We start from the raw sequence: 14,505 nt of genomic DNA, 5'->3' as shown, positions 1-14,505 counted from the left end.
GTTCAGCAAAAGCTTGATGATCTTGGTGCGTCGGTCGGGTGCCCCCGCTCCCGGATTGCCCACCATCCCGGTATGAGACACTTCGCCATCACCGGCCTCAGCGGGGGACTGGTCTCCCTCGCGGTCGCCGCGGCGGCAGTCGGCACCGGGACGTTCGCGTCCGGGCGGTCGGCCGCCGCGCCCGCAGAGGTGCCGTCGTCCGACAGCGTCGCCGTCCGGCTGACCGTCGCCAACGTGCCCCAGATCGGCCTGACGGGCTTTTCGGGAACCGGGGGAAGCGCGCACACCGGATCATCCGGCGGCTTCGACCAGTCCAGTTTCGGAGATGCTGCCGCGCTCAACCGTTACCTGACGTTCTTCGGCCCCCGGCAGTCCCAGACCAGCGGGATCAACGCGCCGCTCGCCTATGACGCCCGCACCAACCTCGTCGCCGTCGAGAGCGGGCCGCTGACGGGCGCGGCGTTCAACGCGCAGGACCTTTTCACCGTCGCGAACCTGCACAGCTACGCACGGTGCGCGCCGCCCGCGCAGTCCCAGGCGTCCGTCGCCATCACGGCGGCGGCGCTGCTCGGGACGCCGCTCCGGCCCGGCGTGCCGCTGACGTTGGAGGTGACCGGCGCGCAGCTCGGCGCGCCGCGCGTCGCGAGCGGGACGATCACCGCGACGCTGACCGTCGTCGAGGACCACGCCGACCCGTCCTACGCCGAGGCGCGCGCCGAGTTCGACCTGCGCGGCGACCTGACGACGGTCGACGGCGAGCACTACAGCGGGCCGCTGGCCCACCTGGTGCTCGGCGACGAGCGCGCCTACTGCACGGTGGACACCACCGGGATGTCGGCGCCGCCGGTGGCGGAGACGCCGAACCCGTCCGAGACGCCGCTGATCGCGCCGAATGACGAGCCGACCGCTGAGCCGCCGACCGAGGAGCCGCCTGCGGCCGAGCCGCCGGCCGAGGAGCCGCCTGCCGAAGAGCCGCCCGCGGCCGAGCCGCCGGGGGAGGAGCCGGGCGAGCCGCTCGCCGACGAGCCGCCGATCATGGAACCGCCCATCATCGAGCCGCCGATCGTCGGGCCGCCCTTCGACGAGCCCGAGCCGCCGGGCAACGAGCCGCCGACCGCTGAGCCGCCGACGTCCGAACCGCCCACCACGGTTCCGCCGACCACGGTTCCGCCGACCACGGTTCCGCCGACCACAGGCCCGCCCACGACGGTTCCACCGACGACGGGCCCGCCCACGGACCTCGTTCCGCCGATCACGGCCCCGCCCACGACCGGCCCGCCGAGCACGGTTCCGCCCACCACGGTTCCGCCCACCATAGTTCCGCCTACCACGGTTCCGCCCACGGGCGTCCTTCCGCCGACGACCGAGCCGCCCGGCAACGAGCCGCCGACGTCCGGGCCGCCGACCACGGGTCCGCCGACGGGCGTCCCGCCGACGACCGCGCCGCCCAACGGTGAGCCGCCGACCGGCGAACCGCCCGCGGGCGTCGCGCCGCCGCACCGGCGGCCGCACCTGTCGGCCGCGAAGCGCGCGACGCGCTGGGTCCGCGCCGGCGGGCGCATCCACTACACGATCACCGTCCGGAACACCGGCGACGCCCCGTTCACGACGGGCCGCCCCGCGTCGTTCGCGGACGACCTGCGGCCGATGCTGGGCCGCGTCCGCTACGCCGGTGACGCGCACGCGTCGCGGGGGACGGTCGTGTACCGGCACGGACGGCTCGTCTGGCGCGGCGCGCTGCGTCCGGGCCAGTCCGCGACGATCCACTTCACGGTGGTCGTCAAGAAGGGCGTCCGCCCGGGAACGACCCTGCGGAACACCCTGGAGGGCGGCCGTCCGCTGTGCGGCCTGCTCTGCACCACGTGGACCGGCGTCCTGCCGCGCGGCCACGTGAAGTGACCGCGCCCGCGCCGCGCCCGGGCACCCCGCCCGAGCGCGGCGCGGCAGCGGCGGGTCAGTTGTCAGCGACGACGGCGAACGCGAATGCCAAACGGCGGTCGAGCCAGTCCGCGTGAATGCGGACGTCCGTGCCTCTGCTCACCATCACCAGCTCGTCCGCAGCGAGCCATTCGAGCGTGCGAGGTTTTGTCGGCTGATCGCCGCCCTCCGCACCCAAATCCAGCACCGACTGCACCACGCCCTCGAATGCCTTGCCCGCGAGCCGCCCCGCGATGCCCTTCGCGCCGATCCCCGACCACTCGCCGCGCCCCGTGATCTCGGGGCGGTCCGGCTGGTCGATCCGCCACGTGTGCCGCCGGAGGCGACGGGCGGGCGGGACGCGCCAAAGCGTCCCGACGAGCGAACCGGCCGCATCAAGCACGTCGTAACACCGCGCCCCATCGACCTCGCGCGGCTCCGAGACGACGCACACCGCCCGCGTGAACAAGGCGTCCTCGAACAACGCAACACTCGCGCCGGACGAAGGTCCGATGAAGGCACAGGGCACGAGCAGATCCCCCCGCGGAACCCGCACCGCGTTCGGCCCCCACCCGATCCGGTTCCGGCGAGGCGTCGCGGGCCGCTCGACCTTCCCGACCCCGAACTCGCGGACGCCGCGCCACTCGATCGGCTCGACCGGCGGCTCCCCGCGGCGGTCCTTCCGTCCGAAGACCACGCGCCTCACCTCCGCCCCCACTCTCCAGCCAACAGACAACCGGCGCAAAGTGGACGTGTGGCGCGCGGCGCGCCCGCTGTCCGGTCCCGGCGAGTCTGGCCCGCCCCGCTGGCGCGCCGCGCCGCCGCCCGGTAAGGATGCTCCCGTGATGCCCCGTCCCCCTGGAGTTCCCCATGAGTACCCGCCTCCCGCTATGACGGGGAACCGCACGGATGTCGGTTTGTGCGGCCCGTGGTACCGCATCCAGGCGATCCCCGCGCCCCGGCACGCCCCGTCGGCGGAGGGCGACTTCGTCAGCGTCCTGCCCGCCGCGCTGTCGGCGGCGCGGCGCGGCGAGCCGTTCGTCGTCGGCTGGCTGTCGGCGGGCGGCGGCGCGCCGCTGGAGCTGATCACCAACGCGGGCCCGGTCGGGGAGGCGCGCCAGGCGCTGCTGTTCCCGAGCGGCGCGCGCGGCGTCCGCGTTGGCGACGAGTGGCTGCGCCAGGCCCGCCGCATGGTGTGGACGCGCTGCCTCGGCCGCCTCGCGCCCGCCGCGGCCGCGCCCCGCGACGCGGCCGGGCTGTTCGAGTCGACGCTCGTCACGCTGATGGAGCGGCCCTTCGGCTGGTTCGTCGTCGCCGAGCCGTGCGCCGAACGCCTCCTCGACGACGAGATGCGCGCCCTCCACCACGAACTCCGCATGCTGCGGCGCGGCGAGGACGAGCAGTCCCGCCTCGCCGTCGCCCGCGCCGACGAGCGCCTCGCCGAACTCGACGCGTTCCGCGAGGCGGGCCTGTGGCGCGTGCGGGTCCTGGCGGGCGCGGCGACGGAACGCGAGCTGGGCCAGATCGCGCCCGTCCTCGTCGGGTCGATGGACCTCGGCCGCCACCCGTACCGGCTGCGGTCCGGGCACGGCGCGGTGTCGTTCGCCGAGGCGCTCGCCCCGCCCGCCGACCCCGCGCCGCGCGCGCCCGCGTCCGACGAACTGCGCCACCCGTTCACCGCGACGGCGGGCGCGCTCGCCGCCCTCGCCGGGCTTCCCGGCCGCGAGGTCCCCGGCCTGCGCGTGCTCGACGCGGGCTACTTCGACGTCACCTCCGAGACCGAGGACGCCGCGACCGCCGCCGAGCCGCGCATCGAGCTCGGCGCGATCCTCGACGCGCAGGACCGCCGCGTCGGCGCGTTCGCCGTCCCGCGCTCCACGATCAACCGGCACGTGTTCGTCACCGGCGCGACCGGCGCGGGCAAGAGCCAGACCGTCCGGCACCTGCTGGAGCAGCTCACCCGCGCGGGCGTGCCGTGGCTGGCGATCGAGCCGGCGAAGTCGGAGTACGCGGCGATGGCGGGCCGCATCGCCGACCTCGGCGGGCCGGTGACGGTGGTGAACCCGTCCGACCCGGCGTCGGTGCCGCTGTCGGTGAACCCGCTCGCGCCCGAGCCCGGCTACCCCGTCCAGGCCCACATCGACATGGTGCGGGCGCTGTTCCAGGCCGCGTTCGACGCGGAGGAGCCGTTCCCGCAGATCATGGCGCAGGCCCTCCAGCGCGTGTACGAGAACAACGGCTGGGACGTCGTCACCGGCGGCGGCGTCCCCGGCTCCCTCATCGAGCCGACCGTCCCGACGCTGGAGCAGTTGCAGGACGCCGCGCTGCAGGTCATCACCGACGTCGGCTACGGCCGGGAGATGATGGCCGACGTCCAGGGCTTCGTGGACGTCCGGCTCCGCAGCCTGCGCATCGGCTCCGCCGGGCGCTTCTTCGAGGGCGGCCACCCCGCCGACATCGGCGGCATGCTCCGCGACAACATCGTGCTCGCCATCGAGGACGTCGCCAACGACGAGGACAAGGCGTTCCTCATGGGCACCCTCATCATCCGCATCGTGGAGCACCTGCGGATGCGGTCGCGCGGCGCGGCCCGCGACGGCGCGCCCGCGCTGCGGCACGTCATCGTCATCGAGGAGGCGCACCGGCTGCTGCGCAACCGCCCCGAGCGGACCAGCTCGCACGCCGTGGAGCTGTTCGCGGGGATGCTCGCGGAGATCCGCGCGTACGGCGAGGGCATCATCGTCGCGGAGCAGATCCCGACGAAGCTCGTCCCGGACGTCATCAAGAACACGGCGCTGAAGGTCGTCCACCGGCTGCCCGCGCACGACGACCGGCACCAGGTCGGCGCGGCGATGAACCTCGACGAGGACCAGTCCCGCGAGGTCGTGTCGCTGCGCCCCGGCGTCGCGGCGGTGTTCGCCGACGGGATGGATCGGCCGCTGCGCGTCCGCATCCCGCTCGGTGAGGGCCGCGAGCGGGAGCTGCCCGGCCCGCCGCCCCCGGTGGACGGCCGCCGCTCGGCGGCGTGCGGCCGCGAGTGCCAGGCGGGCCGCGCCTGCACGCTGTACGAGCTGCGCGAGGCCGACCTGACCGCCGCGCACACCGACTGGGCGTGGCTGCGCGTGTGGACGGAGACGCTGGTGCTCGCGCACACCGCGAACCGGCCGCTGCCCGCCGTCCCGCCGGAGCTGTTCCGCGCGTGGTCGCGGCTGCCCGCGCGGCTCCGCGAGTGCGCGCTGGCGACGGTCGTGGAGCGCGCCGTCACGCGCCGGTCGCGGGCGCTGCGCACCCAGTACCCGCCCGCCGACCTCACCTGCGCGGTCGCGGACGTCGCTCGGCGGCTGCTCGGCGGCGACACCGGACCCGCCGGGACGCCGCCCGGCCCCCACTGGGTGATCCCGCAGGTCCGCTGGGTCCACGAACTGGACCGGCTGTTCCCCTACGGCGGCCCCGAGCCGGACCCGCACGCGCCCGCGCCGCCGCTGGACTACCAGCTCCCCGGACTGCGGCAGCCGCCGGACGGGCTGCTCGGCCACCGGCTGCGCGCGCTGCGCCGCCACCCGCTGTCGATGGAGCTGGCCCGCAACCGGCCGCTCGCCGTCGCGGCCCTGGCCGGGGACGACGAGAACGCCGCGTTCTTCGCCGACCTCGCCGTCGTCACGATCGGCCTCGCCGAGGACGAGCAGATCGCCGACGTCGCCGCGACGATGCGCGTGGACGACTGGCTGGAACCCGTCCTGAGCTGGCCGGAGGGCCTGGTCAAGCCGTTCGCCGACCCGGCCGGCGGCCTGCCGTTCACGCTGGGCTGACCGCTAGATGTCGCCCTCGGACCGGCTCGTCAGGCCCTGCTCCTCGGCGATCGTGTTCCAGTAGCCGAGGAACTCGCGCTTGGCGGCGCTCGCCTCGTCGTTCGCCTGGCTAATCACCGGGTCGGAGTCGGCGGGGCAGCCCGGGGACTGCTCCAGGTACCGCTCGTTCGACGTCACCGACGCCTGGAGCGCGCGGACGAGCGCGTCCCGCAGCGCGGTCCCGTTGGCGAGCCCGTCCACGGTCAGGCCCTGCGCCTCGGAGAGCTGCGCGCGCCGCGCGTCGCGGACGCTCTGGAGGCTGGACGTCTCGCAGCCGCCCTCCACGGCCGCGCCGAGCGAGCGGCGGGTCGACGCCATCTCCGACAGCAGTGAGTCCACCGCACGGGCCTGCGCCGCGCCGTCGCCCGCGCCGGTCGGGGACGGGTCGTCGGACGGCGTGTCGGACGCGGGGCTGCTCCCCGGCACGGCGGGCGAGTTCTGCGCGACCGTCCCGCCGTTCCCGGACGTCCCGCCGGACGGCCACAGCACGATCGCCGCCGCGACGGCCAGCAGCACGACGAGGCCGACGCCGAGCAGGACGTACGGCAGCGGGCTGCTGCGGCGGCGCGGCGGCGGGGGCTGCCACACCGGCGGCTCGCCGCCCCAGGCGTTCTGCTCCCACGGCTCCGCCGACAGCCGCGTCGTCTGCTCGGCGGGCGGCGGCGGGACGGGGATCGGGTCGTTCCACGGCTCGGGCGACAGCGGCAGCGACTCCTGCGGGCTGGGCGGTCCCCACGGTCCGGGTGATCCGGCCGCCCCGGGCGGCCCCGACAGGCCGCGCGGCCCGGAAGATCCGGGTGGTCCGTATGGGTCGTACGGATCGGACGGCCCGTGCGAGCCTGGCGGCCCGGACGATCCCGACGACCCACCCGGCCCGGGCGATCCCGACAACCCGAACGGTCCCGCCGACCCCCGCGATCCCGACCCGGCGGTCGCGCCAGGATCGGAGGACACTCCGTACTCGGCCGTCCAGGGCAGCGTGCCGCCCTCGTCCGGCCCGTCGTCCGGCGACGTCGCCGCCGACTCGGACTCGGCCGCGCTGCTCAGCGGCGCGCCGCACAGCGTGCAGCGCGGAAGCGCCGGGGTCGTATCACCGCCGCAGTACGGACACCGCATGATTCAGCCCCCGGACGCCCACATTGGAGTTTTCCGCCACAAGATAACCCGCCGGAGGCGTCCGCGAACGCCCCGCGACGCGGTCGCAACCCGGTCGTGACCGGGGTGTCAGACCGTGTTCCAGCTCCGCGCCGGGTTGCCGGTCTTGCGGGCCACCGGGTTCCACAGCGCGACGAACCGCTGCTTGGACGCCGTGGCGCGCTGCTCGGCGCCCGCCCGCCCAGGCGCGTGCGCGGCGCTGGTCTTCGGCTTGCCCTTGCACTTGGCGCGGCTCTTCTGCGCCCACCGCTGGAGCGCCTGGTCGACCTCCAGCGACGCTTGGAACGACTGCCGCAGGTAGGCGCGCATCTTCTCGCCGTTGGGCAGGCGGTCCACCTTGAGCTGCGAGGTCCGCTGGAGCTGCGCCTGACGCCGCTGCGCGACGCGCTGGTACGCGCCGATCGCGGCGGGCAGCGTCTTGCACTTCCCGCTGGCGGCGAGCGCCGCCGACAGGTTGCGGCGCGCGTCGCCGCTGGTGTCCAGCAGCGCGTTCATCGCCTCGGCCTGCTTGCGCGTGGCGGCCGAGACCGTCGGCTTCTTCTCCGCGACGGGCGTGTTGGACGTGGACGCGGCGGGCTTGGCCTGCGGCCCGGACGGGTCCTTCTTCCCGCCGCCGCTCGGCCACACCACGAACGCGACGGCGACGACGGCGACCGCCACCAGCGCGGCGACGCCGACGAGCAGCGGCTTCGGCGCGCCCCCGGACTTGCGCGGCGGCGGGGCGCCGAACCCGGCGAACGGGTCGTTCGGCCCGCCGTGCTGTCCGCCCATCGGCCCCGGACCCATCGGACCGGGCCCGTTCATCGGCCCAGGACCGTTCATCGGCCCGAACCCGGGCTGACCGGGCCCCATCCCGCCGCCCATCGGGCCGAGACCAGGCTGGCCCGGCCCCATCCCGTCCATCGGGCCGAAACCGGGCTGGCCCGGTCCCATCCCGTCCATCGGGCCGAAGCCCGGCTGGCCCGGCCCCATCGGACCGGGTCCGACGCCGGGACCGCCCGGACCCATCGGCATCTGCCCGAGCGGCGCGTTCGGCGGCCCGCCCGCGAGCTGCGTCGCGTCGGCGTCGGCCGACCACGGCGCGGGGCCGGGCGGCGGCGTGGCCGCGAGGCCGCCGGGCGGGGCGGGCGGCAGCGCGCGCGTCGCCCCGGCGTCCTCGTCGGCGGGCGACGGACGGCGCGGCTCGGCGTACCAGTCGTCGGGGACGATCGAGTCGCCCGGCTCCGGCTCCGGGTCGGCCCACGACGGCGGCGGCGGGGCGGACGCGAGCCCGCCGGACGGCGCACCGCTCATCCCCGAGCCGTTCAGCCCGCCGCCGTCGAACCCGCCGTTCGTGCCGGGGCCGTTCATCCCCGGGCTGTTCAGCCCACCATTCGTGCCAGGACCGTTGATCCCCGGGTTGCTGAACCCGCCGTTCGCCCCGGCACCGTTCACCCCCGCGCCATTGGCCCCCGGCGCGGGAAACGCGCGCCGCGTCACCTCGGCGTCGTCGTCCTCGTCATCGGCCGCCGGGTCGAACACCCAGGCCGCCGTGGACTCCGGGTCCTGCGGCGGCAGCGGAGAGGAAGGAGAAGGAGCGGCCCCCCAGGACGGCGGCGGCGGGATCAGGACGGTGCCCTCGCCGAGCCCCCCGCCCGCCGCGGCGTCCGCCGAGCCGACGCCGTCCCCGACGGGCGCGCCGAGCGGCGGCCCCGCGAGCGGCGTGTTGCAGCGCGGGCACGCTCCGAGCGTCCCGGGCGTGCTCGTCCCGCACGTCGGACAGTGCATCAGCTCAGAACCTCGCTTGGTCGCCGGTACGCCCGTGTCGCGCATCCCCGCCCGCGGGCCGGGCTCGCCGCTCCACCGAAGAGGGGGACCACGACAAAGTACTGGGCGGCGCCCCATCTCGGACGCCATCTCGGGCGCTTCGCCGGGAATCGCGCCGCTGCGGTCGGCCCCTCCCGGGGCTCGCACCGAATCACGATCCGCCGTCGGAGGTCAAGGACGCGCGCGCCGGTTTACTCGGATGTCTGTGACACTGATCGCATTTTGCCGCAGTAAGGGGAACGGTGTCCGTGAATCGGGGGAACACAGGGGTGACGTCCCGTCCGTCCGATCGGATGTGACTTGTATCCACCGGGTGCGGTCCGCGCGGTGCGGGCGGCGACGGCGTCCGATGGCGGCTAGGCTGCGGTCATCTGCGGGCCGAAGTACGAGAAGAGCGCCCGAGACGCACTGCACCGGAGAAGACGGAGTTCATGAGCGATCTTCCACTGCGTTCGCAGCTGGCCGTCGCGCTCGGCCGGACCGCGGCCAGGATGTCCCGGCTCGCGGGCAAGGGCGACGGCTCGGTGATCGGGGGGCGGATCGGTCTCCGCCTCGACCCGGAGCTGCTGACCAGGCTCGCCAAGGACCGCAAGCTCGTCCTCGTCAGCGCCACCAACGGCAAGACGACGACCACGCGCCTCATCACGTCGGCGATGGCGCCGCTCGGCGAGATCGCCACCAACGCGTTCGGGGCGAACATGCCGACCGGGCACGTGTCGGCGCTCGCGTCCGCGCCCGGCGCCCGCTACGGCGTGCTGGAGTGCGACGAGAAGTACGTCCCGATGGTGCTGAAGGAGACCGGCGCGAACGTCGTCGCGCTGATGAACCTCAGCCGCGACCAGATGGACCGCGCCGCCGAGATCTGGCTGCTCGCCGGGAAGTGGCGGCGCGCCCTGGAGGCGTCCCCGCAGAGCCACGTCATCGCCAACTGCGACGACCCGCTCGTCACCTGGGGCGCGGCGACCGCCAAGAGCGTCACCTGGGTCGCGGCGGGCCAGCACTGGCGCGAGGACTCCTGGTGCTGCCCCGAGTGCGGCGGCCCGCTCGACCGCCAGGGCGGCGAGGAGGACAGCGACTGGCGCTGCCGCCAGTGCCACTTCGCGCGGCCCCGCCCCGACTGGGTGCTGCGCGGCGACACGGTCGTCGCGCCGGACGGGCGCGCCGTCCCGCTGGCGCAGCTCCAGCTCCCCGGCCGGGCGAACCGGTCGAACGCGGCGATGGCGCTCGCCGTCGTCGCGCAGTTCGGCGTGCCGCCCGAGCAGGCGCTGCCCGCGCTCGCGCAGGTGAAGTCGGTCGCGGGCCGGTACACCACCGTCGAGGCGCAGGGCCGCGAGCTGCGGCTGCTGCTGTCGAAGAACCCGGCGGGCTGGCTGGAGGCGTTCGACGTCCTCGCGCCCGCGCCCGGCCCGGTCGCGCTGTCGATCAACGCGCAGGGCCCGGACGGCCGCGACACGTCCTGGCTGTGGGACGTCGACTACCGCATCCTGCGCGGCCGCCCCGTCTGGGCGACGGGCGAGCGCCGCGTCGACCTCGCCGCCCGGCTGGAGGCCGCCGACGTGGCGTTCACGCTGGTGGACGACATCGAGCAGGCGGTCACCGCCGTCCCGCCCGGCCGCCTCGACGTGATCGCCAACTACACCGCCTTCCAGGACATCCGAACGAGGTACGGCCGTGCCCTCTGACCGACTCAAGATCGTCTGGATCTACCCGGACCTGCTCAGCACCTACGGCGACCAGGGGAACACGATCGTCCTGGAGCGGCGGGCGGCGCTGCGCGGCGTCCCGACCGAGACCGTCCACCTGCGCTCGGACGAGCCCGTCCCGCCCGACGGCGACCTGTACCTGCTCGGCGGCGGCGAGGACCGCCCGCAGATCCTCGCCGCGCAGCGGCTGCGCGCGGACGGCGGGCTGGCCGAGGCCGCGCGCCGCAACGCGGTGATCTTCGCGGTGTGCGCGGGCTACCAGATCCTCGGGCACGAGTTCGGCGGTGAGGAGGGGCAGCCGCTGCCCGGCCTCGGGCTCCTCGACATCCGCAGCGGGCGCGGGCAGCAGCGCGCGGTCGGCGAGGTCGTCGGCGACGTCGCGGCGGAGCTGAACGTCCCGCGCATCACCGGGTTCGAGAACCACCAGGGCGTCACGACGATCGGGCCGAACGCGCGGCCGCTCGCCAAGGTCGTCGCGGGCGTCGGGAACGGCGACGGGCAGGGCTTCGAGGGCGCGTACGCGGGGCACACGCTCGGCACGTACATGCACGGGCCGGCGCTCGTCCGCAATCCGGGGCTGGCCGACCTGCTGCTGACGTGGGCGGTCGGGATGGAACTGCCGCAGCTCCCGCCGTCGTGGTCGGAGCGGCTCCGCGAGGAACGGCTGAACGCGGCGCTCGCCCCGCGCTGAGCGGGGACGGACGCATCCGCGCATTCACCGGGTGACGACGCGTCGCTGGGCGTAACTTCCGGTGTATGACCGATCCCTTCCTGCTCTCCCCGGACGGCGCCGAGCCGGACGCGCCGCCGTTCTTCACGTCGTCGGTGGAAAGCCCCCCGTCCGTCAGCGAGGCCACCGACGAGGACCTGCGGTGCCGCCTGGGCGTGTCCCGCGCGACGTACGCGCTGTTCGACCGGGCGTTCGTCGAGGAGTACGTGACGCTCACCGAGATGCACGCGCCGCTCGCCGCCGAGATCGACGAGGCGCTGACGGCCGCCGGGCTGCACGCGGCCGACGAGCGCGGCGGCGGCAGCGGCGGCTTCCACGTCGTCACGTGGATACGCGCGGACGCGATCGTCGTCTCGTGGTCGCGGCGCGGGGCGATGACGATGGCGCCGGAGGAGTTCGACGACCGGATCGAGTCCGTCATGCGGCCCGCGCTCGCCGCCCTGCTCGACCTCGCCGGGTTCGACGCGCGGATCATCCCCGCGGGGGAGGACGACGCGGGGTGCGTGGCGGTGTACGGCCGCCGGAGCGAATAAGCCGTCGCCGTCGCGTCGCGCGCGTGCCTACGATGCCGCGCATGGCGACGTTCGTGCATCTCACGCCCGCGGCGAACGCGCCGGGCATCCGGCGGTCCGGGATACGCGCGGCGCGTTCCGGGGCGCGCGGGGTGTACTGCTTCCCGGTGCTGCCGTCGTACACGCTGACGCACCAGTGGCTTCGCGAACTCGCCCGGTTCGGGCACCGGGGGCCGATGACGGCCGTCCATCTGCGGCTCGACGACGCCGAGCCGGTCCTCGTCGGGCATTACGGGGACCGGCCGCGCGCGGACACCGCCGCCGGGGCGGTGCGGCGGATCGCCGCCCTCGCCGATCCGCGCGGCTGGGAGGTCTTCGTGCCGCGCGCGGTCGCGGCCCGCGAGGTGCGCGCCGTCCGCGCCGTCCCGCAGGGCGTCGGCTGGCGGTACCGGCCGGACGCGCACGGGCGGCGGCCCTGCACGTGCTTCGGCTGCCGGGAGCGCGGCGGGTACGGGGCGCGGCGGCTCCGCGAGCGCCTGCCGCATCCGGTGGACGGCCCGGCGCCGCCGCCGCGCGTCCTGCTCGCGCGCATCGCGGCGGCCGGAGACCCGGGCGACCCGGCTGAACTGCGCGCGGCGCTGCACTGGTTCGGCCTGCGGCGGCGCGGCCCGCTCCCCGAACTCGCCCGCCTCGCCGCCCACCCGGACGCGGGCGTCCGCGAGGACCTGGTCTGGGCGGTCGGCCACTGGACGACGCCCGGCGTCCCCGCCCTGCTCGACACCCTCGCCGCCGACCCCGACCCGGACGTCCGCGACGCGGTCGCAGCACTCCGCGACCCCGCCTAGCCCCGCGCGGGCGGATCAGAACGCGCCGCGCGGATGAACGGCCGGACGCGCCGCGCGCGACAAGCGGTCGACACGCGCCGCCCGAACGAGCGGCTGGCGCGCGCCGCTCGGCCGTGCCGCTCGGCCGGGTCGCGGGCGGGTCAGTAGACGAGGGCCTGGGCGCCGTCCGCCGTGGCCTCGGCGACGAACGTCGGCGCGCCCGCGATGCGGATGCCGTCGATGACGTCGTCCTGGCCGATCTCGCGGCGGGCCGCGCACTGCGTGCAGACCGTCACGGTCCCGCCCGCGAGGACGACCGACAGCAGCTCCGCCAGCGGCGCGCTGTGCGGCAGCTCGAACTCCTCGGCGCGGCCGGGCAGCGCGTACCAGGCGGACTCGCCGGTCAGCCACAGCGACACCGGCACGCCGCTCGCGACGGCCGCGGCGGCGACCGTGAACGCCTGGTTGCAGCGCTCCGGGCCGTCCGCGCCGGCCGTCGCCTTGATCACCAGAGATCTCGCCATGCCCGGCACTCTAACCCCGCGCCGCGCGCGACGGCACGGGGCCGTCGCGCGTAGGGTGGCGGCCCGTGGGCATGGCGAACGCGATCATCCTGGTCCTGGCGTGCGGAGCCGTCGCGGTGGGCGCGGTGCTGCTGGTCGTGCGGCTGTCGCGGCTGCGGTAGCGGCGTTCCGGGGCGCGGCCGCGACACTTTAGGCTGAGATGCCATGCAGTCAGAGCAGTCCGATCCCACGCACGCCGCCGCGGGCACCGAGCCGGAGTTCGACCCGCACCCTGATCTGAAGCCGCTGGAGTTCCTGCTCGGCACCTGGAAGGGCGCGGGCGTCGGCGACTATCCGACGATCGAGGAGTTCCGGTTCGGCCAGGAGGTGACGTTCACCCACAACGGCAAGCCGTTCCTGATCTACGAGAGCCGGACCTGGCTGATCGAGGAGGACGGCACGATCGGGCGGCCGCTCGGCACCGAGACGGGCTACTGGCGGCCCCGGCCGGGCAACGAGGTCGAGGTGACGCTCGCGCATCCGACCGGGATCGTGGAGATCTACGTGGGGAACGTCGCGTTCAACCGCGTCGAGCTGCGGACGGACGTCGTCGCGCGGACCGCGTCGGCGAAGGAGGTCACCGCCGGGGCCCGGATGTACGGGCTGCTGCCCGAGAAGAACGGCGCGCGGGACCTCGGCTGGGTCTACGAGATGGCGGCGATGGGTCAGCCGCTGCAGGTCCATCTCTCCGCGCAGCTCAAGAAGGCGTGATCAGAGAATAGGGAAACCCCCGAACCTTCCCGCGGGTGCGGGGCGATGGGAGGACTGCCCATCGGTTCGGGGGCCCGGTGCCTGCCTGGAATTCGCCGGTCGCGTCCACGACCGGTACACGTGCCCCGTCAGGCGGCTAGCTCGCCTGCAGGAGCGGCGTGTCCGAGGCGTGACGGCGACTAGCGGACAGCCACCTCGCAAGCCCTACTGTCACTCATACCTAGGACCACCTCCTTTCCTGCGTGGCTGCACGTTATGCGACCGCCGCCGCGCGAGGCAAGCGGCTTTTCGCGGACATAGACTCTGCTCATGGCGGACACGTGGCAGGAGGAGCTGCGGGCCAAGGGATACCGGGTCACGCCCCAGCGGCAGCTCGTCCTGGAGGCGGTCACGAACCTTGAGCACGCGACCCCGGAAGAGATCTGCGCCGAGGTGCAGCGCACCGCGAAGGGCGTGAACATCTCGACCGTGTACCGGACGCTGGAGCTGCTGGAGGAGCTGGGTCTCGTCAAGCACGCCCATCTCGGGCACGGCCCGCCGAACTACCATCTGGCGACCGAGGCCGACCACATCCACCTGGTCTGCCGCGGCTGCGGGCGCGCCGAGGACGCCGACCCGGCCGCCGCGTCCGGGCTCGCCGAGAGCCTCGCCGAGCGGTTCGGCTTCGTCACCGACGTGCATCACCTCACGGTGTACGGGGAGTGCCGCGACTGCCGCGCGTGACGCGCCGCCGCAT

General features: G+C 75.1%; 12 protein-coding genes. 8 read left to right on the top strand and 4 right to left on the bottom strand.

Annotation, left to right across the window (positions count from 1 at the left end):
- The first annotated feature begins 72 nt into the window (after positions 1-72).
- Positions 73-1,899, top strand: a complete 1,827-nt coding sequence (locus G339_RS36965) for a DUF7927 domain-containing protein (protein WP_026341615.1) — start codon at positions 73-75, stop codon at positions 1,897-1,899.
- A 55-nt stretch (positions 1,900-1,954) separates the two neighbouring features.
- Here the strand turns inward: G339_RS36965 and G339_RS0120185 are convergent, their stop codons facing one another.
- Positions 1,955-2,614 carry a hypothetical protein gene (locus tag G339_RS0120185; RefSeq protein WP_019632883.1) on the bottom strand — a complete coding sequence of 220 codons (660 nt, stop codon included), beginning with the start codon at positions 2,612-2,614 and terminating at the stop codon, positions 1,955-1,957.
- 220 nt (positions 2,615-2,834) lie between these two features.
- Here G339_RS0120185 and G339_RS0120180 point away from each other — a divergent pair, with 220 nt between their 5' ends.
- Positions 2,835-5,726, top strand: a complete 2,892-nt coding sequence (locus tag G339_RS0120180) for an ATP-binding protein (protein ID WP_019632882.1) — start codon at positions 2,835-2,837, stop codon at positions 5,724-5,726.
- A 3-nt stretch (positions 5,727-5,729) separates the two neighbouring features.
- Here the strand turns inward: G339_RS0120180 and G339_RS0120175 are convergent, their stop codons facing one another.
- Together G339_RS0120175 and G339_RS0120170 are read right to left on the bottom strand one after the other, a co-directional pair.
- A complete protein-coding gene (locus G339_RS0120175; protein ID WP_019632881.1) occupies positions 5,730-6,881 on the bottom strand; it encodes a hypothetical protein in 1,152 nt (383 codons plus the stop codon).
- 108 nt (positions 6,882-6,989) lie between these two features.
- Positions 6,990-8,687 (bottom strand): hypothetical protein, encoded by a 1,698-nt coding sequence (locus tag G339_RS0120170; protein ID WP_019632880.1) that lies wholly within the window; start codon positions 8,685-8,687, stop codon positions 6,990-6,992.
- Positions 8,688-9,157: 470 nt separating this feature from the next.
- Between G339_RS0120170 and G339_RS0120165 the strand changes: the two genes are divergently transcribed.
- The 4 genes from G339_RS0120165 (at position 9,158) to G339_RS0120150 (ending at position 12,516) form a co-directional block, all read left to right on the top strand.
- The gene (locus tag G339_RS0120165; protein ID WP_019632879.1) at positions 9,158-10,408 is read left to right on the top strand and encodes a MurT ligase domain-containing protein; all 1,251 of its coding nucleotides are present in this window, start codon (positions 9,158-9,160) and stop codon (positions 10,406-10,408) included.
- The gene (locus tag G339_RS0120160; protein WP_019632878.1) at positions 10,398-11,120 is read left to right on the top strand and encodes a type 1 glutamine amidotransferase; all 723 of its coding nucleotides are present in this window, start codon (positions 10,398-10,400) and stop codon (positions 11,118-11,120) included. The genes G339_RS0120165 and G339_RS0120160 overlap by 11 nt, the downstream gene beginning before the upstream one ends.
- A 65-nt stretch (positions 11,121-11,185) precedes the next feature.
- The gene (locus G339_RS0120155; RefSeq protein ID WP_019632877.1) at positions 11,186-11,692 is read left to right on the top strand and encodes a hypothetical protein; all 507 of its coding nucleotides are present in this window, start codon (positions 11,186-11,188) and stop codon (positions 11,690-11,692) included.
- A gap of 41 nt (positions 11,693-11,733) precedes the next feature.
- The gene (locus G339_RS0120150) at positions 11,734-12,516 is read left to right on the top strand and encodes a hypothetical protein (protein WP_026341614.1); all 783 of its coding nucleotides are present in this window, start codon (positions 11,734-11,736) and stop codon (positions 12,514-12,516) included.
- A gap of 140 nt (positions 12,517-12,656) precedes the next feature.
- Here the strand turns inward: G339_RS0120150 and G339_RS0120145 are convergent, their stop codons facing one another.
- The gene (locus G339_RS0120145) at positions 12,657-13,019 is read right to left on the bottom strand and encodes a DsrE family protein (protein WP_026341613.1); all 363 of its coding nucleotides are present in this window, start codon (positions 13,017-13,019) and stop codon (positions 12,657-12,659) included.
- 204 nt (positions 13,020-13,223) lie between these two features.
- Here G339_RS0120145 and G339_RS0120135 point away from each other — a divergent pair, with 204 nt between their 5' ends.
- Both G339_RS0120135 and G339_RS0120130 read left to right on the top strand, forming a co-directional pair.
- Positions 13,224-13,769, top strand: a complete 546-nt coding sequence (locus G339_RS0120135) for a heme-binding beta-barrel domain-containing protein (RefSeq protein ID WP_019632873.1) — start codon at positions 13,224-13,226, stop codon at positions 13,767-13,769.
- A 309-nt stretch (positions 13,770-14,078) separates the two neighbouring features.
- Complete coding sequence (locus G339_RS0120130) at positions 14,079-14,492, top strand: Fur family transcriptional regulator (protein ID WP_019632872.1); 414 nt, start codon at positions 14,079-14,081, stop codon at positions 14,490-14,492.
- Positions 14,493-14,505: the final 13 nt, after the last annotated feature.

This window comes from Actinomadura atramentaria DSM 43919, assembly GCF_000381885.1.
In the GTDB taxonomy this organism is placed as follows: domain Bacteria; phylum Actinomycetota; class Actinomycetes; order Streptosporangiales; family Streptosporangiaceae; genus Spirillospora; species Spirillospora atramentaria.
The sequence above is the reverse complement of the archived record's forward strand: the minus strand, read 5'-3'. Positions and strand labels throughout refer to the sequence as shown.